This window comes from Rubellimicrobium mesophilum DSM 19309 (assembly GCF_000600335.2).
Lineage (GTDB): Bacteria > Pseudomonadota > Alphaproteobacteria > Rhodobacterales > Rhodobacteraceae > Rubellimicrobium > Rubellimicrobium mesophilum.
Genome location: NZ_KK088593.1, coordinates 68,122 through 90,571 on the forward strand (window position 1 = coordinate 68,122; position 22,450 = coordinate 90,571).

Annotated in this window: 23 protein-coding genes and 3 pseudogenes; 15 read left to right on the forward strand and 11 right to left on the reverse strand. The window is 71.2% G+C overall.

Annotated elements, in window-relative coordinates; translation table 11 throughout:
- Positions 1-33: 33 nt before the first annotated feature.
- Together RUMESO_RS27930 and RUMESO_RS28620 are read right to left on the reverse strand one after the other, a co-directional pair.
- Positions 34-693, reverse strand: a complete 660-nt coding sequence (locus RUMESO_RS27930) for an amino acid permease (RefSeq protein WP_211262906.1) — start codon at positions 691-693, stop codon at positions 34-36.
- A gap of 76 nt (positions 694-769) precedes the next feature.
- Positions 770-1,726, reverse strand: a pseudogene (locus tag RUMESO_RS28620) (amino acid permease); the annotation flags it as partial.
- Between RUMESO_RS28620 and RUMESO_RS16570 the strand changes: the two are divergent.
- The 8 genes and pseudogenes from RUMESO_RS16570 to RUMESO_RS16605 all read left to right on the forward strand — a co-directional run bounded on the left by RUMESO_RS16570 (position 1,725) and on the right by RUMESO_RS16605 (position 9,634).
- The gene (locus RUMESO_RS16570) at positions 1,725-2,882 is read left to right on the forward strand and encodes an aminodeoxychorismate synthase component I (protein ID WP_156362989.1); all 1,158 of its coding nucleotides are present in this window, start codon (positions 1,725-1,727) and stop codon (positions 2,880-2,882) included. The pseudogene RUMESO_RS28620 and the gene RUMESO_RS16570 sit on opposite strands and share 2 nt — an antisense overlap.
- Positions 2,840-3,472: an aminotransferase class IV family protein gene (locus RUMESO_RS16575; protein ID WP_037281677.1), complete on the forward strand. Its 633-nt coding sequence runs from the start codon at positions 2,840-2,842 to the stop codon at positions 3,470-3,472. Before RUMESO_RS16570 ends, RUMESO_RS16575 begins: the two co-directional genes overlap by 43 nt.
- Before the next feature lie 108 nt (positions 3,473-3,580).
- Positions 3,581-5,362: an aspartate--tRNA ligase gene (aspS, locus tag RUMESO_RS16580; RefSeq protein ID WP_037281678.1), complete on the forward strand. Its 1,782-nt coding sequence runs from the start codon at positions 3,581-3,583 to the stop codon at positions 5,360-5,362.
- A gap of 63 nt (positions 5,363-5,425) precedes the next feature.
- Positions 5,426-6,805, forward strand: coding sequence for a DUF1800 domain-containing protein (locus RUMESO_RS16585; RefSeq protein ID WP_037281679.1), 1,380 nt, complete (start codon positions 5,426-5,428; stop codon positions 6,803-6,805).
- 3 nt (positions 6,806-6,808) lie between these two features.
- The gene (locus RUMESO_RS16590) at positions 6,809-7,978 is read left to right on the forward strand and encodes a DUF1501 domain-containing protein (protein ID WP_037281680.1); all 1,170 of its coding nucleotides are present in this window, start codon (positions 6,809-6,811) and stop codon (positions 7,976-7,978) included.
- Positions 7,979-8,121: 143 nt separating this feature from the next.
- Positions 8,122-8,835, forward strand: a complete 714-nt coding sequence (locus RUMESO_RS16595) for a GNAT family N-acetyltransferase (protein WP_037281682.1) — start codon at positions 8,122-8,124, stop codon at positions 8,833-8,835.
- A 40-nt stretch (positions 8,836-8,875) separates the two neighbouring features.
- Positions 8,876-9,276: pseudogene (gene mce, locus RUMESO_RS16600) on the forward strand (methylmalonyl-CoA epimerase).
- 73 nt (positions 9,277-9,349) lie between these two features.
- On the forward strand, positions 9,350-9,634 hold the full coding sequence (locus tag RUMESO_RS16605) for a DUF1467 family protein (RefSeq protein WP_037281683.1): 285 nt from the start codon (positions 9,350-9,352) through the stop codon (positions 9,632-9,634).
- Here RUMESO_RS16605 and RUMESO_RS16610 read toward each other — a convergent pair.
- The 5 genes from RUMESO_RS16610 to RUMESO_RS16630 all read right to left on the reverse strand — a co-directional run bounded on the left by RUMESO_RS16610 (position 9,622) and on the right by RUMESO_RS16630 (position 12,948).
- Complete coding sequence (locus RUMESO_RS16610) at positions 9,622-10,317, reverse strand: EI24 domain-containing protein (RefSeq protein ID WP_342670793.1); 696 nt, start codon at positions 10,315-10,317, stop codon at positions 9,622-9,624. The genes RUMESO_RS16605 and RUMESO_RS16610 overlap by 13 nt on opposite strands.
- Entirely contained in the window at positions 10,314-10,892 is a 579-nt protein-coding gene (locus tag RUMESO_RS16615) for a nitroreductase family protein (RefSeq protein WP_037281685.1), read from the reverse strand. The genes RUMESO_RS16610 and RUMESO_RS16615 overlap by 4 nt, the downstream gene beginning before the upstream one ends.
- A gap of 329 nt (positions 10,893-11,221) precedes the next feature.
- Entirely contained in the window at positions 11,222-11,671 is a 450-nt protein-coding gene (locus tag RUMESO_RS16620; protein WP_037281686.1) for a hypothetical protein, read from the reverse strand.
- 24 nt (positions 11,672-11,695) lie between these two features.
- Complete coding sequence (locus tag RUMESO_RS16625) at positions 11,696-12,169, reverse strand: hypothetical protein (RefSeq protein ID WP_156362991.1); 474 nt, start codon at positions 12,167-12,169, stop codon at positions 11,696-11,698.
- Positions 12,100-12,948 carry a hypothetical protein gene (locus RUMESO_RS16630; protein WP_037281688.1) on the reverse strand — a complete coding sequence of 283 codons (849 nt, stop codon included), beginning with the start codon at positions 12,946-12,948 and terminating at the stop codon, positions 12,100-12,102. Before RUMESO_RS16630 ends, RUMESO_RS16625 begins: the two co-directional genes overlap by 70 nt.
- Before the next feature lie 258 nt (positions 12,949-13,206).
- Here RUMESO_RS16630 and RUMESO_RS27365 point away from each other — a divergent pair.
- Both RUMESO_RS27365 and RUMESO_RS27370 read left to right on the forward strand, forming a co-directional pair.
- A pseudogene (locus tag RUMESO_RS27365) lies at positions 13,207-14,031 on the forward strand (GMC family oxidoreductase); the annotation flags it as partial.
- A 409-nt stretch (positions 14,032-14,440) separates the two neighbouring features.
- The gene (locus RUMESO_RS27370; protein WP_245639312.1) at positions 14,441-14,833 is read left to right on the forward strand and encodes a GMC oxidoreductase; all 393 of its coding nucleotides are present in this window, start codon (positions 14,441-14,443) and stop codon (positions 14,831-14,833) included.
- On the opposite strand, the gene RUMESO_RS16640 is transcribed toward RUMESO_RS27370, so the two are convergent.
- A complete protein-coding gene (locus RUMESO_RS16640; RefSeq protein ID WP_037281689.1) occupies positions 14,823-15,059 on the reverse strand; it encodes a hypothetical protein in 237 nt (78 codons plus the stop codon). The two genes, RUMESO_RS27370 and RUMESO_RS16640, sit on opposite strands and share 11 nt — an antisense overlap.
- 258 nt (positions 15,060-15,317) lie before the next feature.
- On the opposite strand from RUMESO_RS16640, the gene RUMESO_RS16645 reads away from it, so the two are divergent.
- Positions 15,318-15,917 carry a M48 family metalloprotease gene (locus RUMESO_RS16645; protein ID WP_342670794.1) on the forward strand — a complete coding sequence of 200 codons (600 nt, stop codon included), beginning with the start codon at positions 15,318-15,320 and terminating at the stop codon, positions 15,915-15,917.
- Here RUMESO_RS16645 and trhA read toward each other — a convergent pair.
- A complete protein-coding gene (trhA, locus tag RUMESO_RS16650; protein WP_037281691.1) occupies positions 15,907-16,560 on the reverse strand; it encodes a PAQR family membrane homeostasis protein TrhA in 654 nt (217 codons plus the stop codon). The two genes, RUMESO_RS16645 and trhA, sit on opposite strands and share 11 nt — an antisense overlap.
- Before the next feature lie 253 nt (positions 16,561-16,813).
- Positions 16,814-18,373 carry a diguanylate cyclase gene (locus tag RUMESO_RS16655; protein WP_051521413.1) on the reverse strand — a complete coding sequence of 520 codons (1,560 nt, stop codon included), beginning with the start codon at positions 18,371-18,373 and terminating at the stop codon, positions 16,814-16,816.
- A 94-nt stretch (positions 18,374-18,467) separates the two neighbouring features.
- On the opposite strand from RUMESO_RS16655, the gene RUMESO_RS16660 reads away from it, so the two are divergent.
- Both RUMESO_RS16660 and RUMESO_RS16665 read left to right on the forward strand, forming a co-directional pair.
- The gene (locus RUMESO_RS16660) at positions 18,468-18,746 is read left to right on the forward strand and encodes a DUF3572 domain-containing protein (protein ID WP_037281693.1); all 279 of its coding nucleotides are present in this window, start codon (positions 18,468-18,470) and stop codon (positions 18,744-18,746) included.
- A gap of 40 nt (positions 18,747-18,786) precedes the next feature.
- A complete protein-coding gene (locus RUMESO_RS16665) occupies positions 18,787-19,485 on the forward strand; it encodes an HAD family hydrolase (protein WP_037281694.1) in 699 nt (232 codons plus the stop codon).
- Here the strand turns inward: RUMESO_RS16665 and RUMESO_RS16670 are convergent.
- Positions 19,476-19,982 carry a hypothetical protein gene (locus RUMESO_RS16670; RefSeq protein ID WP_037281695.1) on the reverse strand — a complete coding sequence of 169 codons (507 nt, stop codon included), beginning with the start codon at positions 19,980-19,982 and terminating at the stop codon, positions 19,476-19,478. The two genes, RUMESO_RS16665 and RUMESO_RS16670, sit on opposite strands and share 10 nt — an antisense overlap.
- A gap of 125 nt (positions 19,983-20,107) precedes the next feature.
- Here RUMESO_RS16670 and RUMESO_RS16675 point away from each other — a divergent pair, with 125 nt between their 5' ends.
- Positions 20,108-21,685, forward strand: coding sequence for a trimethylamine methyltransferase family protein (locus tag RUMESO_RS16675; RefSeq protein WP_037281696.1), 1,578 nt, complete (start codon positions 20,108-20,110; stop codon positions 21,683-21,685).
- Positions 21,686-21,857: 172 nt separating this feature from the next.
- On the forward strand, positions 21,858-22,412 hold the full coding sequence (locus RUMESO_RS16680; RefSeq protein WP_037281697.1) for a fasciclin domain-containing protein: 555 nt from the start codon (positions 21,858-21,860) through the stop codon (positions 22,410-22,412).
- Positions 22,413-22,450: the final 38 nt, after the last annotated feature.

Genomic DNA, 22,450 nt, shown 5'->3' on the forward strand with positions numbered 1-22,450 from the left:
ACCCCGGCCCTTCACCATTGCGCCGGACGTGGATCAGGCCCGGTTGCCCATGGTGGAGCCCGGGGCCTCGGTCGCGGTCTCGCCCACGGCGCGCTCGGCGGCGGCGATGACGGCGGCGCGACGCGCGATCTCGTCCCCGATGGGCGGGCCCTTGAAGCGGCGGTTCTCGATCAGGACCCAGATGATCAGCGCCAGGATGATGAAGCCCACCGTGATCTCGAGCGCCCAGTCGTTCGGGGGCTGGATGCCGATGAAGAAGATCAGCGCCATGGCGACGATGGAGAGGACCGCGATCACCTTGTAGGCGCCGATGCCCATGTTCCAGGGGCCCATGACCGGCCACTTCGGCCCGCCGATGTTGACGAGGCCGAGAGCGATCGGGACGGTGAAGCTGAGGAACAGGAAGATCACCGTGCAGGACACGACGATGGAATAGGCCGGCGTTCCCGCGATGGTGATGGAGGACGTGAACCAGACGAAGAGCGTCGCGAGGATCGAGGCCGTCCAGATCGACGCGACCGGCGTGCGGTGGCGGGGGCTCACCGTCGCGAGCGGGCGGGAGACGAAGGGCATCCCGCCGTCGCGCGAGAAGGCGAAGAGCATCCGCGAGGCCGAGGTCACGGTGGCGAGGCCGCAGAGCCACTGGGACACGAAGATGGCGATGTAGAGCAGGACCTTCACCGCCGGGTTCACCTGGGGTGTCCATCGCCCAGAAGAACACGTTCCAGCCCTGCTTGGCCGCATCGTCCATGCTGGGGATCATCAGCACGAAGGCGCAGAGCATGATCCAGCCCGCGAAGCCCGACCACCAGACCGACGAGACCATGCCGCGCGGCACGGAGTGGGCGGCCCGGATCGTCTCCTCGGAGGTGTGGGCCGAGGCGTCGTAGCCGGTGATCGTGTAGATCGGGAGGAGGAGCCCCAGCAGGAAGGCCATGAGGCCGCTGACCGTCACGGGCCAGACGGCGCTCGCCCCTTCGGTGCCGGTGTAGTTGGCGAAGGTCCAGAGGCGGGACCATTCCCAGGTGTCGGCGGCGAGGAGGCAGACGACCGTGAGCACGGCGGCGGTGACGAGGATCAGGTAGCCCGAGAAGTCGGTGAGCCTGGCCGTCAGCTTGATCCCGTAGTGGTTCACCAGCGCCTGCGCGGCGGTGATGATCGCCATGAAGGCCACGCGGTTGACGAGCGTGTCCTCCATCCCGAACCAGGGTGCGCCGAAGGCCCCGAAGAAGAAGTAGTAGGTGCCGACGTTGATCGCGCCCAGCACGGTCACGAGGCCGAGCAGGTTCAGCCAGGCCGAGAGCCAGCCGGTGAAGCGGTTCCCGAGGATCGAGCCCCAGTGGTAGAGGCCCCCGGCCGTCGGATAGGCCGAGGAGATCTGCGCGAGCGCCAGCGCGAAGACGCCCGAGATCGCCGCGCCGATGGGCCAGCCGATGCCGACGGCCGCCCCGCCCGCGCCCGCAGTGGCCTGCCCGAGCGAGTTGATGCCCCCGGACAGGATGCAGATGATGGAGAAGGAGATGGCGAAGTTCGAGAAGCGGCTCATTGACCGCTCCAGCTCCTGCGCATAGCCCATGCCGTGGAGGACGTTGATGTCCTCTCGCCGGTCGTGGTCGGAATAGTCGCTCAAGTGAGACCCTCCTGTTGTCCTGCAAGCGGTATTGGCCTCCGCTCTGCCTCCAGTAGGCACGACGTTGACGCGTGCGGCAAGCGGAGTCCCGCCCATGGCTCGCTTTGCTTGGGCGGGCGGGACCGTTGAGTCGCAGGCCGGAGGTCGTGGTCGAGCACGGGCCCGGCGGGCGGCCCGCCGCCTTCGCGGGGCGGAGGAGGTCGTCGTCGCCTGGGAGCCCGGGCAGGTCGGCGCGGTGCTGGAGCGGCTCGACTCGCTGCGGAGGTCGGGGGCCTGGGTGGCGGGATGGATCGCCTACGAGGCGGGCGCGGCGTTCGAGCCGAGGCTGGGCGAGGTCTGGCGAGGAGGTGGTCCGCTCCTGGCCTTCGGCGCGTTCCCCGAGGGGCCGCGCGGGGTGGAGCTTGGGCGCCCGGGATCGGTGGAGCTGACCCGGCCCGAGCCGCTGATCTCGCGCGAGGACTACGACCGGGCCATCGGGCGGGTGCTCGACTACATCGCGGCGGGGGACTGCTATCAGGCGAACCTGACCTTTCCGCTGGAGGCGCGGCTGGAGGGCGAGCCCTGGGACCTGTTCCTGCGGCTGCGGGAGGCGCATCCGGTGGGGCATGGGGCCTTCGTGGACCTGGGCGCAGGGCCGGCCGTGGTGTCCATGAGCCCGGAGCTGTTCGTGCGGGTCGCGGACGGCGTGATCGAGACGCGGCCGATGAAGGGCACGGCGCCGCGGGACGCCGATCCGGCGCGCGATGCGGCGCTGGCGCGGGAGCTGCTCGCGTCCGAGAAGGCACGGGCGGAGAACCTGATGATCGTGGACCTGCTGCGCAACGACCTGTCGCGGGTCGCGAGGCCGGGCACGGTTCGTGTGCCGAAGCTCTTCGCCATCGAGGGCTATGCGACGGTGCATCAGATGACCTCGACCGTGACGGGGGAGCTGGACGGGCCGTCGTCGCTCTCGCGGCTGATGCCGGTTCTGTTCCCCTGCGGGTCGGTGACCGGGGCGCCGAAGATCCGGGCCATGCAGATCATCCGGGAGTTGGAGCCGCATCCTCGGGGCGTGTATTGCGGCTCGGTCGGGTGGATGGCGCCGGACGGGGATTGCGACTTCTCGGTGGCGATCCGCACGCTGTCCGTCGAGGGCGGACGCGTGACGATGAACGTGGGCGGCGGGATCGTGGCGGACTCCACGGCCCAAGGCGAATGGGAGGAGGCGCTGTGGAAGACGCGCTTCGTCGGGCCGGCGCTGAGCCGGGGCTGAGGCTGGTCGAGACGTTGGCCTGGGACGGCGAGCAGCCGGTGCGGGAGGAGCGGCATCTGCGGCGGATGGCGCGGTCGGCCGAGGCGCTGGGCTGGGGGTTCGACGCCGGGGCCGCGCGGCGGGCGCTGCGGGCGGGGCGGCGGCAACCGGCGCGGCTGCGGCTGACGATGGACGCGGTCGGCGACCTCGTGGCGACCGAAGGGCCGCTGCCCGGTCCGGCGAACCTCTGGCGTCTGGCGGTGCACCCGGCGCGGCTGTCGTCGGGCGACCCTTGGCTGCGGCACAAGACGACGCATCGCGCGCTCTACGACCTCGCCAGGACGGAGCTGCCCGAGAGCGTGGAGGAGTGGGTGTTCCTCAACGAGCGGGGCGAGGCCTGCGAGGGGACGATCACCACGCTGTTCTTCGACCGGGGCGAGGGGTGGCGGACGCCGCCGCTCGGCTGCGGATGCCTGCCCGGCATCCTGCGGGAGGAGATGCTGGAGAGCGGCGCGGCGCGCGAGGAGGTGCTGCGGGCGGAGGACCTGGGCCGGGTGCGGCTGGCCGTCGGGAACGCGCTCCGGGGCCTCGTGCCGGCGGCGCTGGCCTGAGGGCGGGCCGTCGTCGCCGGATCGCGCGTTCCGAGAGGTGACCCGGGCCCCGCTTGACTTCCCGGCCCCCCCGCGATGTATCGGCCCGACGTTTCCGGAGGACCGCCCATGCACGCCTATCGCACCAAGACCTGCGCCGAGCTGCGCGCCTCGGACGTAGGGGAGACCGTGCGGCTGGCCGGATGGGTTCACCGGGTCCGGGACCACGGCGGCATCCTCTTCGTCGACCTGCGGGACCATTACGGGATCACGCAGTGCCTGGCCGACCCCGACTCCCCGGCCTTCGCGGCGGTCGAGAAGCTGCGGGCCGAGTCCTGCATCCGCATCGACGGGACGGTGAAGGCGCGGGACGCTTCGCTGGTGAACCCGAAGATCCCGACCGGCGAGGTGGAGGTCTTCATTCGCGACGTGGAGGTGCTGGGGCCGGCGGGCGACCTGCCGCTGCAGGTCTTCGGCGACCAGGAATACCCGGAGGAGACGCGGCTGCGGTATCGCTTCCTGGACCTGCGGCGGGACGAGATGCAGCGGAAGATGACGCTGCGGTCGGACGTCGTGCGCAGCCTGCGCGAGCGGATGTGGGGGCAGGGGTTCCGCGAGTTCCAGACGCCGATCATCACGGCGTCCTCGCCCGAGGGCGCGCGCGACTTCCTCGTGCCGTCGCGGCTGCATCCGGGCAAGTTCTATGCGCTGCCCCAGGCGCCGCAGCAGTTCAAGCAGCTCCTGATGGTGTCGGGCTTCGACCGCTACTTCCAGATCGCGCCCTGCTTCCGCGACGAGGACCCGCGCGCGGACCGGTCGCCCACCGACTTCTACCAGCTCGACATGGAGATGAGCTTCGTCACGCAGGAGGACGTCTTCGCGGTGGCGCAGCCGGTCATCCAGGGGGTGTTCGAGGAGTTCGGGGGCGGGCGGACGGTCGATGCCGACTGGCCGCGCATCTCCTACCGGGATGCGGCGCTGTGGTACGGGACGGACAAGCCGGACCTGCGGAATCCGATCAGGATGCAGGTGGTGAGCGAGCATTTCCGGGGCGGCGGCTTCGGCATCTTCGCCAAGCTGCTGGAGCAGGACGGGACCGAGGTCCGCGCCATTCCCGCGCCCAAGGGCGGGTCGCGCAAGTTCGCGGACCGGATGAACGCCTGGGCGCAGAAGGAAGGGCTGCCGGGGATGGGATACATCTTCTGGCGGCAGGCCGAGGACGGGTCGGGTGTGGAGGCTGCGGGGCCCGTGGCCAAGGCGCTCGGACCCGAGCGGACGGAGGCGATCCGGACGCAGCTCGGGCTGGGCCTGGGCGACGCGGCGTTCTTCCTCGGCGGCAAGCCCGATGCCTTCGAGAAGATCGCGGGGCGGGCGCGGACCGTCATCGGCGAGGAGCTGGGCCTGACCGACAAGGACCGCTTCGCCTTCTGCTGGATCGTGGACTTCCCGATGTACGAGAAGACCGACGACGGGCGGATCGACTTCTCGCACAACCCGTTCTCCATGCCGCAGGGGGGGCTGGAGGCGCTGCAGGGCGATCCGCTGCAGGTCCATGCCTACCAGTACGACCTCGCCTGCAACGGCTACGAGCTGATCTCGGGCGGGATCCGGAACCACCGGCCGGACATCATGTTCAAGGCCTTCGAGATCGCGGGCTACGACCACTCCGAGGTCGAGAAGCGGTTCGGGGGCATGGTCAACGCCTTCCGCTACGGGGCGCCGCCGCACGGGGGCTGCGCGGCGGGGATCGACCGCATGGTGATGCTTCTCGCCGACGAGCAGAACATCCGCGAGGTCATCCTCTTCCCGATGAACCAGCGGGCCGAGGACCTGCTCATGGGCGCGCCCTCCGAGCCCACGCCGACCCAGCTTCGCGAGCTGGGCCTGCGGGTCGTCGCCGAGGCGAAGTAGCGCCGTATCGCCGCCGTCGCCGGGATCGCCTATATCAGGGGGGTCCCCGCGACGGAGCCACCCTTGCCCTTCGACCCGATCCTCGCCGCGATCCGCTTCGGCACCGGGCTGTCGCCCCGGGTCGCGCCGCCGGGGAGCGCCCGGGCCATGCTCGAGCGGCTGAGGGGGCCGGACGAGGCCGCCGCTGCCTGGCCGATTCCCACCTACGACTCCCTCCGCCCCCGCTTCGAGGAGTTCCTGGCGACGGGCCGCGCCGTGAACGAGGCCAGAAAGGGCGGAGGCGAGGCGCCGGTCGAGGTGCAGGAGCGGCTCGCCTCGCTGCGCCGGGAGGCCCATGCCGAGCGATCCGCCGAGTTCCGCGCCACCCTGGCGCGGCTGGCCTGCGCCGAGGACGGGCTGCGCGAAAGGCTCGTGCTGTTCTGGGCGGACCACTTCACGGTGCGGGGCAAGAGCGGCGCCTGGGACCGCTACATCACGCCCTATGTGGAGGAGGCGATCCGGCCCCGCGTGGCGGGGCGCTTCGGCGACCTGCTCTTTGCGGTGACGACGCATCCGATGATGCTGAAGTACCTGGATCAGGACAGGTCGGTCGGGCCGGGGAGCCGTGGCGGCCAGGCCCGGGGGCGCGGGCTCAACGAGAATCTCGCGCGCGAGCTCATGGAGCTGCACACGCTGGGGGTCGATGCGCCCTATCGGCAGCGGGACGTGCGGCAACTGGCGGAGCTGCTGACCGGGCTGACCGTCAACGGCGTGAGCATGGCCTATCGACCGGCCTGGGCCGAGCCGGGGCGGGAGACCGTGCTGGGCCGGACCTACTCCGCGGAGGCGGACCTGGGCACGATCCGCGCGGCGCTGGACGACCTGGCCCTGCATCCGGCGACGGCGGGGCACATCGCGCGCAAGCTCGCCGTGCATTTCGTGGCCGACGAGCCCGACCCGGACCTCGTGGAGGCGATGCGGCGGGCCTACGGGGAGACGGGCGGGCGTATCGGAGCGGTGGTGCAGGCCATGCTGGCGCATCCGGCCGCCTGGGCGCCCGAGAAGCGGAAGGTCCGGCAGCCGATCGAGTTCCTCGCCGCCTCCCTGCGGGCGCTGGGCGTCGAAGGGGCGTGGCTCCTCGGGCGGGACGAGGGTCAGACCGACGAGCTGTTCCAGACGCCCCTGGCCGAGATGGGGCAGGCCTGGCAGCAGCCTCCGGGACCCAACGGCTGGCCGGAGGAGGCCGAGGCCTGGATCACGCCGCAGGGCCTCGCGGCCCGGATCGACTGGGCCATGACGGTGCCCGAGCGCATCCTGGCCGAGCTTCCCGACCCCCGCGCTTTCGTCGAGGCGGCGCTGGGGCCCGATCTGCCGCGCGAGGTCTCGGTCGCGGCCCATGCGGCGGAGCGGCGGGACGAGGGCGTGGGCCTCGTGCTGGCCTCGGCCGAGTTCCAGAGGAGGTGACGCATGGCGATCCTGCTTGACCGGCGGCGCTTTCTGGGAGGCCTCGCGGTGGGCTGCTCGGCCGCCGCCTCTCCCTTGATGACGCCGGTCGTCTTCGCCAGCGCGCCCTGGGAGCAGCGGCTCGTGGTGCTGATCCTGCGCGGGGCGATGGACGGGCTCGACGTAGTGCGGCCGGTGGGCGACCCGGCCTATCGCGCGATGCGGCCCACGCTGGCGCAGGGGGGGCTGCCGCTCGACGGGTGGTGGGAGCTGCATCCGGCGCTGGAGCCCCTGCTGCCGCTCTGGGAGGCGGGAGAGATGGGGGCGGTCCATGCCGTCTCCACGCCCTACCGCGACCGGCGGAGCCACTTCGACGGGCAGGACATCCTCGAGGCCGGGACCGGCGAGGAGGGGCTGGCGGGGGCCAAGGACGGCTGGCTGAACCGGATGCTGCAGGCGGTGCCGGGCATCGAGGCGCAGACGGCCTATGCCATCGGGCGGGAGGAGCTGAAGATCCTCGTGGGGGCGGCGCCGGTCAGCAGTTGGTCGCCCGACGCGCGGCTGGAGCTGTCGCCCCAGGCGCGGCGGCTGCTGGAGGTGCTCTATCACGACGACCCGCTGTTCCGGGCGGCCTCGGCGGAGGCGCTGGGAATCGTGGACGAGCTGCACCGCGAGGGCCAGTCGGGGGGCGGCGAGCTGGCGGGGCACGTCCAGCTCGCGCAGTTCGCGGCGGCGCGGCTTCGGGGCGAGACGCGGATCGCCAGCTTCTCGCTCGGGGGCTGGGACACGCACGGCGACCAGAGGCGGACGCTGGCCCGGGCGCTGAGGACCCTGGTCGAGACCATCCAGGCGCTGCGGGAGGACCTCGGGCCGGTGTGGGGGCATACGGCGGTGCTCTGCATGACCGAGTTCGGGCGCACGGCGCGCGAGAACGGGTCCAAGGGGACCGACCATGGGACGGGGGGCGCGATGCTCTTCGCCGGGGGTGCGCTGCGCGGCGGACGGGTCGTGGGCGACTGGCCGGGGCTGGGCGACGGCGACCTCTATGCGGGGCGCGACCTCATGCCCACGAGGGACGTGCGGGCGCACGCGGCCTGGGTCATGCGGGGGCTCTTCGGGCTCGGCAGGGACGTTCTGGACGGGGCGGTGTTCCCGAGGCTCGACCTCGGGAGCGATCCGGGGCTGGTGCTGTAGGGCGGGCATCGGGGACTCCTTTCGGGGCCAGGATGCGACTCGGAGGTTAACGATCCGTTACACGAACGGGCGTTGCGTCCCCTGGGAGATTGCGCTTGCGGGTGTGGCCAATAGGCTGCGCCGCGCGAGGCATGGGGGACGGGATGACGGAGAAGCGATTCGGGGAGCCGGTGACGGGCTGGACGCCGCCGGCGCGGCCGGGGCCGGAGGCGATGGAGGGGCGCTGGGCGCGGCTGGAGCGGCTCGACCCCGCGCGGCACGCGGGGGAGGTCCACGCGGCGAACCTCGGCTCGGACGCGATCTGGGACTACCTGCCCTATGGGCCGTTCCGTTCGGAGGCCGAGTGGTCCGCCTGGGCCGGGAGGATGGCGCCGCAGGAGGACCCGTTCTTCTACGCGATCCGGGACCTCCGCACCGGCCGGGCGGCGGGCGTGGCGAGCTACCTGCGGATCGGCCCGGAGGCGGGGTCTATCGAGGTGGGGCACATCAACCTCGCGCCCGCGCTGCAGCGGACACCAGCGGCGACGGAGGCGATGTTCCTGATGATGCGATGGGCCTTCGAGGCGGGCTACCGGCGCTACGAGTGGAAGTGCGACGCGCTGAACCTGCCGTCGCGCCGGGCGGCGCAGCGGCTGGGGCTGTCCTACGAGGGGGTATTCCGGCAGGCGACGGTGGTGAAGGGGCGCAACCGCGACACGGCCTGGTTCGCGGCCATCGACAAGGAGTGGCCCCGGCTGCGGGCGGCGTTCGAGGCGTGGCTCGCGCCGTCGAACTTCGACGCGGAGGGGCGGCAGCGGGTGGCGCTGGCGGCGCTGACGGAGGGCATCCTCGTGGCGCGGGACCCGGCGCCGGCCTGAGCGGCTTGCGTTCGCCGCATGGGGGCGGCAGAACTCCGGCATGATCGGACGCCTGAACCATGTGGCCATCGTGGTCCCCGACCTTTCGGAGGCCGCCGCGCGCTATCGGGACGCGCTGGGGGCCGAGGTCGGGCCGCCGATGGAGCTGCCGGAGCATGGGGTGCGGGTGGTCTTCGTGACGCTGCCCAACACCAAGGTGGAGCTGCTGGAGGCGCTTGGGGGGGAGAGCCCGGTGGCCGGGTTCCTCGGCAAGAACCCATCGGGCGGCATCCACCACGTCTGCTACGAGGTCGAGGACCTGCTCGCCGCGCGGGACCGGCTGACCGCGAGCGGGGCGCGGGTGCTGGGGGGCGGGGAGCCGAAGGTGGGCGCGCATGGAAGCCGGTGCTGTTCCTGCACAAGGACTTCAACGGGACCCTGATCGAGCTGGAGCAGGTCTGACTCTGCGGCGTTCGGGCGCCTTGGAGCGCCGCGCGGGGCAGGCTATTCGAGGCGGGCCTGCGAGGAGCCGCCCATGACCATCACCGCCGCCATCGTCCTGTTCTCCATGATATGGTTCATGGTGTTCTTCGTCGTCCTGCCGTTGCGGCTGGTGACGCAAGGCGATGTGGGCGAGGTCGTGCCGGGAACGCATTCCTCCTCGCCGCATGACGCGCAGCTCGGACGCAAGGCGATCATCACCACGGCGGTGGCGGTGGTGCTCTGGTGCGGGGTCGCCGCGGTGATCGTCTGGGGACCCTGGGGGGTGCGCGACCTCGACTGGTTCGGGCGGATGCGGCCGCCGCTTCAGGCGGACTGACGCCCCTTCAGGCGGTGGTAGAGGTGCGTGAAGGTCGCGGCGCCCAGCGTCGGGACCAGGAGGTTCAGCACCGGCACCGCGAGAGGGGCCGCCATGAGGCAGCCCGCCAGCCAGACCCGGCCCTGGTTCGCCCGCAGCATCCGGCGCGCGCCCTCCGGTCCCTCGCGGCGGAGGGCGGCGACCAGGAAGTATTCGCGGCCCAGCAGGAAGCCGTTCAGCGCCACGAAGATCAGCGGCGCGAGAGGCGCGAGCAGCAGGTAGGCGACGAGGGCGACCGCGTTGGCGAGGAGGACGACGCCGAAGGCGCCAAGGGATTCGCGGAGGGCCTCGCCCCAGGACTGGGGGCGGACATGCGGCAGGCCGGGGTAGTGCCGGTCCTCCACGGCCTCGGCGACCTCGTCGAGGAAGAGCGAGGTCATGGCGGAGGCCACGGGCACCATGAGGAGCACCGACAGGACCAGTAGGACCGGCACGGCCGCCCATTCGGTGAGGTCGTCGATCCAGGTCACGGGGCCGACGAAAGTTAGGGTGAGCGTGTCGGGGAGCGCCCAGGCGAGGAGCCAGAGGAGCGCGGCCGAGGCGGCGGCCAGCAGGAGGAGCGCGAGGCCCACGCCGCGCCAGAGCACCCTCTGGAAGCGCGGGTCGCCCATCTGCCCCAGCGCGAGGGCGGCCTCGCGGATCACGCGGTGACCCAGGTCACGAGGCGCGAGAGGTCCGGGCGGGGTCGGTCGGGCGTCTCGGCGGTGGGGGTGCCGATGTGCACGATGCCGGCGACGGTCTCGCCGGGGGCGAGGCCCAGGCCCTCCTGCCGGAAGGTCTCGTCGTAGACGGGCCAGCCGGTGAGCAGGTTCGCACCCCAGCCGGCGGCGGTGGCGGCGTTGAGGAGCTGCATCAGGACGGCGCCGGTCGAGTAGGTCTGCTCGATCAGGGGGACCTTCTCGGTCGGGCGCGGGACCTGCACGACGACGATGGCAAGGTCGGCCATGGAGTATTGCGAGGCGGACTTCGCGATCCTCTCGGGCTCGACGCCGAGGGCCTGGCCGCGCTCCTCGACCAGCCGGGCGAGGCGGTCGGTGCCGGGGCGGGCGAGGACGAGGAAGCGCCAGGGCTCCAGCTTGCCGTGGTCGGGGACGCGGGTGGCGGCGGTGAGGAGCTCACCCACCTGCTCCTGCGTGGGCACGGGAAGGGCCAGCGTGCGCGCGGGGCGGGAGCGGCGCGAGAGGAGGAACTCGAGGGCGGCGCGGTTGGCGATGGTCATGGGTCGTCCTTGATGGCGGTGCCACCGAGGTAGCGATCCGAGCGGCGGGGTGAAAGGGGTGGGACGTCGGTCGCGCCTTGCTTTCGGCCGCTCGCCGACGGCGCGGCCGATCGGGGTTGGCCCAGGGGCTCGCCGGTGGGGCGGCCATCAGGCGGGCGAACGCGGCACGATGGTCGCGGCCGACATGGCGACGATCAACGGGGCCGCCGCAGGCGGGGAGGGGACCGCTCGGCAACCGGCGGGCTACGAGCAGGCGCAGTCCGGGGTGACCGACGGCACCCGGGGCGCGCGTGGGTGCCCCGGCGATCCCGCGACGGATGGGGGACGCCTCAGGGATTGGCGGGGTTCGGGGTGGCGACGCCGGCCGTCGCTGCCGCGCTGGCCTCGGTCTTCTTCTCGAAGAGGTCGCTGAAGACCAGGGCGAACATCGCGCCGAAGGCCGATTCAAGGAAGAGGAACCCGCCGTTGAGCTGATCGACCGTGAGATGCATGGGATAGAAAAGCAGCGGAAGCGCGATGTGGGGAACGATCATCGCGATCGCCACGATCGTGACCATGCTGACATAGCCCTGGTTCACGGGCTCCCCCACCAGCCTCTTCTGGTTCGCGATCATCCAGTTCACGAAGCCCAGGGCATAGATGATGGTGACCGGAAACGTGATCTCCTTGACCGTCGCGGCATTGGGCAGCTCGACGAACCAGAGGTAGATGGACACCACGATGTGGGAGAGGAGGATCAAGGTCCCCACCCGCGTCGCCAGCTTGAACTTGTCGTACATTCCAGTTCTCCCTGCTGCGAGAAATCATCTTCCGGATGTCCTGAATGCCCCCAGGAGATTGGCGTAGGCTATGACCTCGTGATAGGTCAGGTTGCTCTTCTTGTCCCAATCCTGATCCACCTGGAAGCTCTTCATGAAGTTCACGAGCGCGTCGTTGAAATGGACCAGTTTCGGCGAGGAGGAATAGGTCGTCGCCGGCCTGAGATTGTCCGAGAGGTCGCCGCCTTCGACGATGGGCAGATCGGCTACGCTCTCTCCCGCGTAGATCTTCGCGCAGCTCACGCCCACCATGGCGACATCGAGCATCTCCTTCACGTTGGTGGAGCTGGTCCTGGTCACGTCGTAGGTGCCGGATGCGACCAGATCGCCGACCGAGTCGAAATAGGTCGAGCTCATGCTGATGCAATCGAGGTAATGCCGCTGCTCCTTCAGGGTGTTGAGGGTCTCGAGCATCGGCAGCCGGAGGTCCATCGGATTGCCGCGATAGGCGGCTTCCATCGCGTCCAGGACCTTGTGGCTGGTGATCGTGACGTGATCGGCGCCCTCGGGGCATCCAGCGCGAGCATCTGGTTGTAGAACCGGATATAGAACTCCGCGTAATCCAGGAAATTCTGGCTTCCCCCGCTCAATCCGGAGTAATGCCCCGCGAGATAGGCGAAGAGCGCCGCCCTGCTCTCCCCGTCGAGGTTTCGGATCGCCTCCTTGTGGCTCTCGAGGAAGCCGCCGAGAAGTTCGTATCCCGCCTTGTCGGAGAGCAACTTCTCGTCGAACAGCAGGGTGATCGCCGAGACGACCAGCAACGGCGAGTAGTTGAACTGCTGCCCGAGCATTGCGGCCCCGTTTCCGAACGTCTCCTCGAGACCGTCGATCACGCTGTCCCTCAGGATCGGCGTCAGGGTGAGGGCCCCGTTGTGAACGGGATCCGACAGGGGGACCAGGATCAGCCCGCTGGCCCGGACGGGAACCTGGTTCCTGAGCGCGATGACCTGAACGAAGCCTTGCTGCACCGCGTCGGCTTCCTTGATGGCGTCGAACTCGTCGCTGAACTCGAACGTCAGGGCGCCGCGACGTGCCGCGCTCACGTCCAGGGTGTCGCTGGCTATGTTCCCGGCTTCCACTTCTCCGCCGATGGGGAACCAGAAGACGACCCTGACCTGATCCTCGATCGCGGGCTTGATGTCCGCGACCCTGATGGTGACATCCCTCATCTGGGCGCAGGCCGGCGGGCCGAGCATGGCGGCAAGGGCCAGGATGAGCGTCGGGAGCACGAGCTTCATGGCGCGGCCTCACCGGATTGCCAGTGGCGTGTTGCTTATAGCATTTTTCCCGAGTTCTGCATAGCTGCAAGCACGGGTTGCGCCCAAGGAGGCATCCGCCACCAGACGTGGCACCTCGGGGGCGTCCGACCCGCCGCAAGGCGGGGATGAGATCGCCGCGCGGCGTCGTCCCTCGACCTTTCGTGGGGCGGTGCCGGAGCGACACCGGGCGTCGTTCCCGTCGCGCCGGGGCGCGGCGCGTCCCGCTATGCACGCGCCATGGACGGGGAGTTCGACTTCATCATCGTCGGGGCGGGATCGGCGGGCTGCGCGCTGGCCTATCGGCTTTCGGAGGACCCGGCCTGTCGGGTCCTCGTCGTCGAGGCCGGGGGGCACGACCGGCGCCTCTTCGTCCATATGCCGCTGGGCTACGGGAAGCTGTTCCACGACCCCTCGGTCAACTGGTGCTACCGGACCGAGCCCGACCCGGGGCTGAACGGCGTCGCGGACCACTGGCCGCGGGGAAAGATCGTCGGCGGGTCATCCTCGATCAACGCGATGGTGTGGATCCGCGGGCATCGCGCCGACTACGAGGACTGGAAGGCGGCCGGGAACCCCGGATGGGGGTGGGCGGACGTGCTGCCGGCCTTCAAGGCGCTGGAGGACAACGAGGCCGGCGCGGACGAGTGGCGGGGGACGGGCGGGCCGCTCCATGTCGGGGCGGGGAACCGGGACGTGCATCCGCTGATCCACCGGGCGCTCGCGGCCTGCGAGCTGGCGGGGCTGCCCTTCAACCCGGACTTCAACGGGGCCCGCATGGAGGGTGCCGGGCTCTACCAGATGACGATCAAGGGCGGGCGGCGGATGAGCGCGGCGCGGGCTTTCCTGCGGCCGGCGCAGAGGCGAGGCAACGTCGCCCTGATGACCGGCGCCCATGCGACGCGCGTCCTCTTCGAAGGGCGACGCGCGGTGGGCGTGGAGCTCGTGCGCGGCGGGCGGACCATGAGCCTGAGGGCACGGCGCGAGGTGGTGCTGTCGGCGGGGGCGGTGGGGACGCCGCAGCTACTGATGCTGTCCGGGATCGGCGACGGGAACGCGCTGCGGGGGATGGGACTGCCGGTGGTGACGGCGAACCCGAACGTGGGCCGGCACCTGAGCGACCACCAGGGGATCAACTACACCTGGCGGATGAAGCAAAGGACCTACAACGACATCCTGCGGCCCTGGTGGGGCAAGGCCTGGGTCGGGGCGAAGTGGATCACCACGGGGCGCGGGCCGCTGGGGATGTCGATCAACCACGGGGGCGGGTTCTTCCGGACGGACCGGGGGCTGAGCCGGCCCAACATGCAGCTCTACATGCAGGCCTTCTCGACGCTGATCCCGAGGGAAGGCGAGCGGCCGGTGCTCTCGCCCGACCCCTGGCCGGGGATGTCGCTGGGCCTCTCGAACTGTCGGCCGACGAGCCGGGGAGATCACGCTCCGCTCTCCCGACCCCTTCGCGCCGCCGCGCATCGTGGCGAATGCCTATGGCACCGAGGCGGACGTGCGGGAGATGCTGGCGGCGGTGAAGATGCTGCGGCGGATCGCGGCGCAGGCGCCCTTCGCGGAGGTCGCGGCCGAGGAGCTGCGGCCGGGCGAGGGGGTGCGGACCGACGAGGCGCTGATCGACGACCTGCGGGCGCGGTCGGGGACGGTCTACCACCCCTCCTGCACGGCGCGGATGGGGCCGGAGGCGGCCACGAGCGTGGTGGACGCGCGGCTGCGGGTTCACGGGGTCGACGGGCTGCGGGTCGCGGACGCGAGCGTGTTCCCGACGCTGCCCGGCGGGAACACCAACGCGCCGAGCATCATGGTCGGCTGGCGGGCGGGGGAGATCGTGGGGGCGGAGGCCCGCGCTACTCCTTGACGCGGACCTTGTAGACCCCCTCGGGCAGGTTCAGCGCGGCGCGGAGGTCGCGGATCTGGGCCATGGAGAGGGTGACCTTGACCACCTCGTCCCGGCGTTCGTCGTATTGCTCCACGGTGACGCATTCCTCGAAGAGGCAGATCGTCACGTCCTCCTGAAGCGGGGCGGGGCCGTCGTCCACGAGGGTGACGACGGTGGCGTCGAAATCATGTTCGATGGTGAGCATGAGGCGGAGGGTAGGGCGGCGGCGCGGCGGGGGCAACCGCACCTTGGGCAGCGCGATGCCGATCTCGTGAACGATCCGTGTTCCGACTGGCAGCGGCCCGGCGGCTTCGCGTAGGTTAAGGGCTGCGTCGTTCCTCCAGCTTCCTCGGTTCCGATGAGCCTGCGCCCCCTTGCCGCCCTGGCGGTCAGCCTGACCCTTGCCGCCTGCGCGCGCCCGGACCCCGTGATTCCTCCGGGAAGGACGCCGGAGGCGCAGGCGATGAGCTTCGTCGAGGTGGCGCGGCGGGTCGAGCCCGTGGCCGAGGTGGAGTGCCTGAGGATGAACCCCGGCGCCAACTGCGACTTCCGCATCGTTGTGGACGACCGGCCCACCATGCCGCCCAACGCCTATCAGACGCTGGATTCGTCGGGGCGGCCGGTGCTGGCCTTCACGGCCGCCCTGATCGCCATAGTCCGCAACGGGGACGAGCTGGCCTTCGTCATGTCGCACGAGGCCTCGCATCACATCCTGGGGCACCTCGAGCGCATGGACCGGAACGCCTCGGAAGGCGCGGCGGCCTTCGGGCGGATCGCGCGGGAGACGGCGGGGGCGACGCCCGACCAGATCCGCGAGGCGGAGCTGCTGGGCGCGCAGGTGGGCGCGCGGAGCTACTCCAAGGAGTTCGAGCTGGAGGCCGACCGGTTCGGGACCCGGGTGGCGGCGGAGGCGGGGTTCGATCCGCTGCACGGGGCCGAGTTCTTCCTCCGCCTGCCCGATCCGGGCAACCGCTTGATGGGGACGCATCCGTCCAATGGGGAGCGGATCGCCACGGTGCAGTCGGCGGCGGCCGAGCTCGGCCTTGGGCCGTTCAGGCGGTGAAGGTGCCGAGCGCGATGGCCGCGAAGAAGCAGCCGGAGGCGGCGAGCACGAAGGCGTGCCAGATGGCGTTGGAGAATTTGAGGCTCTCCCAGGCGAAGAACACGACGCCCAGCGTGTAGAGCCCGCCCCCCACCAGCGTCAGCAGCAGCGCGGGCGGCGGCAGCGCGGCGGCGAGCGGCCAGAGGAGCAGGACGCCGAGCCAGCCCAGGCCCAGGTAGAGCGCGAGGCCGCGCCGGCCGGGCTCTCGCCAGAAGAACATCCGCGAGGCCGCCCCGAGGAGCGCCAGCGCCCAGATCAGCGCCAGCACCGCCCAGGCGAAGGCGCCGTTCACCAGGACGGCGAGCGGCGTGCAGGTGCCCGCGATCTTGAGGTAGATCGCCGCATGGTCGATGCGCCGGAGCGTGGGGCGGACGTGCTCCCACGGGGTCATGTGGTAGCAGGCCGAAGCCACGAAGGTGCCCATGAGCGCGAGGCCGTAGACCGCCACCGCGAGGGCCCGGCCGCTGTCGGCGTGCAGCATGGCGAAGGTGGTCAGGATCGTGGCCCCGGCCAAGGCGAAAGTGACGCCGATCGCGTGGACGACGCCGTCGGCGATGCGCTCGGATCGGGCGTAGGCGGGGTAGGCGGAGGGCGCGTGCTCCATGGGCAACCCGGTTCGGTCGGGGACGCCCGGAGTGGGGCGCCCGGAATGTTGTCGGCGGGACGAGGTGTCATGCGGATAACGCGGTCCCGGCCCGCTCGGGTCCCTGCCGGGCAACGATCTCTGGATCGGATCGCGCCGTGACGGAGCGGAGGTCCCGACGACCTTCCGAGCGCCGAGGCGGCACCGAGTCGAGGGCGCGATCCCAGGTGCCGGGCCGCCGAGTCCTGGCGACGGGACCCAGGCGGGCCGGGCGTCAGGCCTGCCCGGGAGAGGGCGGCGCCACCCGATCCCCGAGTGGCGCCCGGGCGGCCTGCGGCCAGGCGGGCGCGGCCATGACGGCGTCGCGTCCGGAGGCCTTGGCGGCGTAGAGGGCGCCGTCGGCGCGGGCCAGGAGGTCGTCGGGCGTCAGGCCGGCGCGGAGATCCTCGGCGGCGGCGGCGGCCACGCCGATGGATAGCGTGACCCGGACGCGGAGCGGCTTCGGCTCCGAAGGCTCGGACGCGAGGGCGGCGAAGCTCTGGGGCGCGACGCAGAAGGCAGGCGCGGCGTGGCCGAGGTCGATGACGAAGGGCCGGTCGGCGACGGCGCGGCGCAGGCGCTCGGCCGTGGCGCAGGCCTCGTCCAGCGTGGCGCCGGGGAGAGCGGCGAGGAACTCCTCCCCCCCGATGCGGGCCAGGAGGTCGCCGGCGCGGAGGCCCGAGCGGAGGCGGCGCCCGACCTCGATCAGGACGCGGTTGCCGGTGGCATGGCCGTAGCGGTCGTTGAAGGACTTGAAGTGGTCGATGTCGAGCATCAGCACGGCCAGGTGGCCGCCGTCGCGGCGGGTGGACTCCGCCATGCGCCGGAGCTCGGGGTCGGCGTGGTGCAGGTTGTGCAGCCCCGTCAGCGGGTCGGTCAGGGCGGCGCGAAGCTGCGAGCGGATCTGGTCCCGCTGGCGTTCGGCCTGGGCCCGGCGGCCGAGGAGGGCCCGGGCTCGCAGGGCGATCTCCTCCGGCCCCACGGGCCCGACGGCCACGTCGCCGGCCCCGAGATCGAGCGCGAGGGCCGCCGTCTCCACCGCGCAGGCGGGCAGGAGGACGAGGGTCGCCGCGTCGCGGGTGGCCGGGCGGCCCCGCAGGTCGGCGATGGAGGCGAGGAGGGCCGCGCCCTGGGCGAGGTCCCCCGCGAGGCCCAGCCCGTCGACCACCACGAGGTCCGGGGCGCGCGGGGCGGCGACGGACGGGACGCCCTCGTTCCGGAGGGGGATCGCCTCGGCGCCGAGGCGCAGGGCGAGGTCGTCGACCGGCGAGGGGCCCGCCGCGGGAGCGGGCGACAGCAGAGCCAGGCGGAGGCGCTGCCCGTCCCCCCGGCGGGACGAGGGAGCGGAGACGAACGGCGTCGCCCCTTCGGCCAGGCCGTGACTGAGCGGTATGGCGACCTCGGCGGGCGAGTCGTGGAGGGCCTCGCGGTGGCGCAGGAGGCTGCGGAGCCGGGCCTGGAGCACCCGGGGAGCGGTGTCGCGGTCGGTCGCCTCCTCCGCCCCGGCGCGGAGCGCGGCGAGGCGCAGGTCCGGCCGATCGACCGGCACCAGGGCGATGACCGGCAGGGACGGGAGGCCCGGACGCGCGCGCATCCGGCGAAGGGCATCGAGCGCCTCCTCCTCGGGCCCTCCGAGGTCGAGCAACGCGAGGCCCAGCCCCTCGTCGCCAGCCCGGGCGGGGAGACGGGCGGGGTCGTCCATCTCCCTCACCTCCCCAGGGGCGAGGGCCAGCGCGGCCCTGAGGGCGTCCCTTCGGGACGGCTCCCTATCGACGATCACGACGTGGCGACCCATCTCTTCCATCCTTTGTCGGCCATCGCCCCTGTCCCTTTCGACTAGGTTCCGACAAAAAGGTTAAGAAATCCTTTCCAGCCGGGTGAGCCCATTCATGAACCTTGACCGTGCAGAAACCATAGCGCTCCAGGCCCTGGCCTGGATCGCCGCCGACGAAGAACTCCTGCCGCAACTGGCGGGCGCCACGGGAATGAGCTTGGGGGACGCCAAGGAGCGAGCGCAAGACCCTGCTTTCCTTGCAGGAATACTCGAGTTCCTTTGCATGGAGGACCGCTGGATCCAGCGCTTCTGCGACGAGCACGGGCTGCCCTACGACGCGCCGATGAAGGCGCTCATGGCGCTTCCGGGCCAGCAGCGGGGCGAGTGGCCCTAACTTTAAGACAGGGTCCGAAACTGAGGCAGGGATCGGCGGGATGACGCTCATCAAAGGTATCGTGTTCGACAAGGACGGCACGCTCTTCGACTTCCAGGCGACCTGGGGGGCCTGGAGCCGCGAGATGATCCTGGCCGAGTCGGGGGGCGATCCGGCGATGGTCGCGCGCCTGGCCGACTCGTTGGGATACGACATGGGGACGGGGCGATTCCGGCCGGACAGCGTGGTCATCGCCTCGACCGTGGAAACCGTGGCCGAGCGCATCCTCGACGTGCTGCCAGAGCTGGACAAGGACGCGCTCATTGCCCGGATGAACGCGCGGGCGGCCGAGGCGCCGCAGGTCGAGGTGCCCCGGCTTCGCGAGGCGCTGGAGCGGCTTGCGGGGATGGGGATCTCGCTCGGGATCGCGACCAACGACACCGAGGCGCCGGCTCGCGCGCATTTGCAGGCGGCCGGGGTCGAGGAGATGTTCGGCTTCATCGCGGGCTACGACAGCGGCCACGGCGGCAAGCCGGGACCGGGTCAGCTCCTGGCCTTCGCGGAGGCGGCGGGGCTTCGGCCCGGGGCCTGCGCCATGGTGGGGGACAGCCTGCACGACCTCGCCGCCGCGCGGACGGCGGGGATGGTCGGGGTCGGCGTGCTGACCGGCGTCGCGGGGCGCGCGACGCTGGAGCCGGCGGCCGACGTGGTGCTGGGGTCCATCGCGGAGTTGCCGGACTGGATCGCGGCTCAGGGCTGAAGGGCGGCGCGGAGGCGGGCGGCGAGGACCTCGAGCTCCGCGCGCCGGGGCCTGGGGCGGTCGAGCAGCACGAGGGGGAGCGTCCGGCCGCGCAGCACGAGGACGAGCTGGAGCCGGTCGCCGCCGTCGGTGTCGTAGTCCTTGCGGAGCGCGACCTCCTCGATGTCCTCGAAGGGGATGCGACGGCCCCAGCGGCCAAGCCAGCGGGCGCGGCCGGTGTCGATCACCAGGCGGGCCATGGGGTCGACGCGGATCTCGCGCTCGGGCCCGAGGAGGGCGGCGGCGGCGAGGAGGACGCTGATCGTGGCGGCCCCAAGCACGATGGGGCCGAGGATGAGCAGCCCCGCGACGCTCAGGATCGCGGGCCAGGGCTCGATCGCCAGCTCCCGGACCGCCATGAGCGGGACCGGCGCGAAAAGGCCGAAGAGCGCCCGTTCGACCGGGTTGAGGGTTTGCCGGCTCAGGAGCCAAGAACCGTCGGCGGACTGGTCTTCCATGCACCGAGGATGGCAGGGCCGCGTGTCGCCACGATGACAGGAAAGCGACCTTCCTTGTCGCATCGGGGTCCGACCGCCGGACGCCGGGGTGTCAGTCTCGCGACCGAGACCAAGGGAGACCTCACATGGCCGACGACCTGCTCGATGCCGCCGCCCCCGCCCGCAAGCGTCGCGCCGGAGGGCGGGCCGGGAATGCCGCGCGGCGGGGCGGGCATGTCATGGAGCAGATGCCCTGGCGCATCCCCGTCAACCACGACCGTCCCATCGAGCCTCTGGACGAGTCCGGGGTGGAGGCGATCCACGACGGGGCCATGCGCATCCTCGAGGAGATCGGGATCGAGTTCCTGAACGAGGAGGCGCTCGGGCTGTTCCGGCAGGCGGGGTGCAAGGTGGAGGGCACCAACGTCCGCATGGGGCGGGACTGGGTGATAGAGATGGTCCGGCGCGCGCCCTCGGAGTTCACCATCACGCCGCGCAACCCCGAGAGGGAGCTGCCCATCGGGGGCCGCCACCTGCTGTTCGGGAACGTGTCCTCGCCGCCGAACTACTGGGATCTGGAGACCGGGCGGAAGGTGCCCGGGACGCGCGCCCATTGCGCGAACCTGTTCCGGCTGACGCAGCACTTCAACTGCATCCACTTCGCGGGCGGCTACCCGGTCGAGCCCGTCGATATCCACCCGAGCGTCCGGCATCTCGACGTGCTGTTCGACAAGCTGACGATCACCGACAAGGTCGCGCACGCCTATTCGCTCGGGAAGGAGCGGGTCGAGGACGCGATGGAGATGGTGCGGATCGCCGGCGGCCTGTCGGAGGAGGAGTTCCGCGCCAAGCCCCGGATGTATACCAACATCAACTCGACCTCGCCGCTCAAGCACGACCAGCCGATGATCGACGGCTGCCTTCGGATGATCCGGCGGGGGCAGGCGGTGATCGTGACGCCCTTCACGCTGGCCGGAGCCATGGCGCCGGTGACCATGGCGGGGGCTGTCGCGCTGAGCATCGCCGAGGCGCTGTCGGCCATCGCGCTGTTCCAGTGGGTCGCGCCCGGCTGCCCTTGCGTGATCGGCACCTTCACCTCGAACGTCGACATGAAGAGCGGCGCGCCCGCCTTCGGGACGCCGGAATACATGCGCGCCACGCAGATGACCGGGCAGTTGGCGCGGTTCTACGGGCTGCCGATGCGGGCCTCGGGCACCTGCGCGGCGAACGTCCCGGACGGGCAGGCGATGTGGGAGACCTGCAACTCGCTCTGGTCGGCGGTCCAGTCGCGCACGAACATCGTCTACCACGCGGCCGGCTGGCTGGAGGGGGGCCTGATCGCCTCGCCCGAGAAGTTCGTGATGGACTGCGAGGTCCTGCAGATGATCCAGCGGTACATGGAGCCCGAGGTCTGGGCGACCGGGCCTGACGAGATCGCGCTCGACGCGATCCGCGAGGTCGGGTCCAAGGGCCATTACTTCGGCATCCAGCACACGCAGGACCGCTACGCGACGGCCTTCTACCAGCCCTTCGTGTCGGACTGGCGCAACTATGAAGCCTGGGAGGTGGCGGGCAGCGTTTGGACGCAGGAGCGCGCCCATCGGCTCTACAAGGAGATCATCGCCGAGTTCGAGGAGCCGCCCATGGACTCGGGCACTCGGGAGGAGCTGGCGGAGTTCGTCGCGCGGCGCAAGGGCGAGGGCGGGGCGCCGACGGATTTCTGAGCCTGGCCCAAGCAGCGGCCGAGGGTTCGCCGTCGGCCTGTGGTGCACTCACGTTCTCGTGATCGCATTTTCTTGAGGGCGCTGAAACTCAGCGCTCCCTCCCGCCGTGGCTTCGGTCGTTCCCGGGGACGAACCCGGGCGATCCAGTCACGAAGTCAGGGAGACCGACACCATGAAGACCCTTCTTGCCGCCACCGCCATGGCCCTTCTGGGCAGCGTCGCCTTCGCCCAGGACAACCCGATGGTCGGAGGCGCGGAGATGCCGGCCACCAACGACATCGTCACCAACGCGATGAACTCGGCCGACCATACGACGCTGGTCGCCGCCGTGCAGGCGGCGGGCCTGGTCGAGACGCTGCAGGGCGAGGGGCCGTTCACGGTCTTCGCGCCGACCAACGAAGCCTTCGCGGCGCTGCCCGAGGGGACGGTGGATACCCTCCTCAAGCCCGAGAACAAGGAGATGCTCACCCAGGTCCTGACCTGCCACGTCGTGGCCGGCGACGTGACCTCGGCGCAACTCATGCAGATGATCACCGACGGCGGCGGCAAGGCGATGCTCGACACGGTCGGGGGCTGCCCGCTGACCGCCACGATGAACGCGGCCGGCGATGGCATCGTCGTCACCGACGAGAACGGCACCGCCGCCAACGTCACCATCCCCGACGTGAAGCAGTCGAACGGCGAGATCCACGTCATCGACGCGGTCCTCACCCCCAAGGCGTCCTGACGAGTGCGGGGGCCGGGCCATGACGGCGCCGGCCCCGT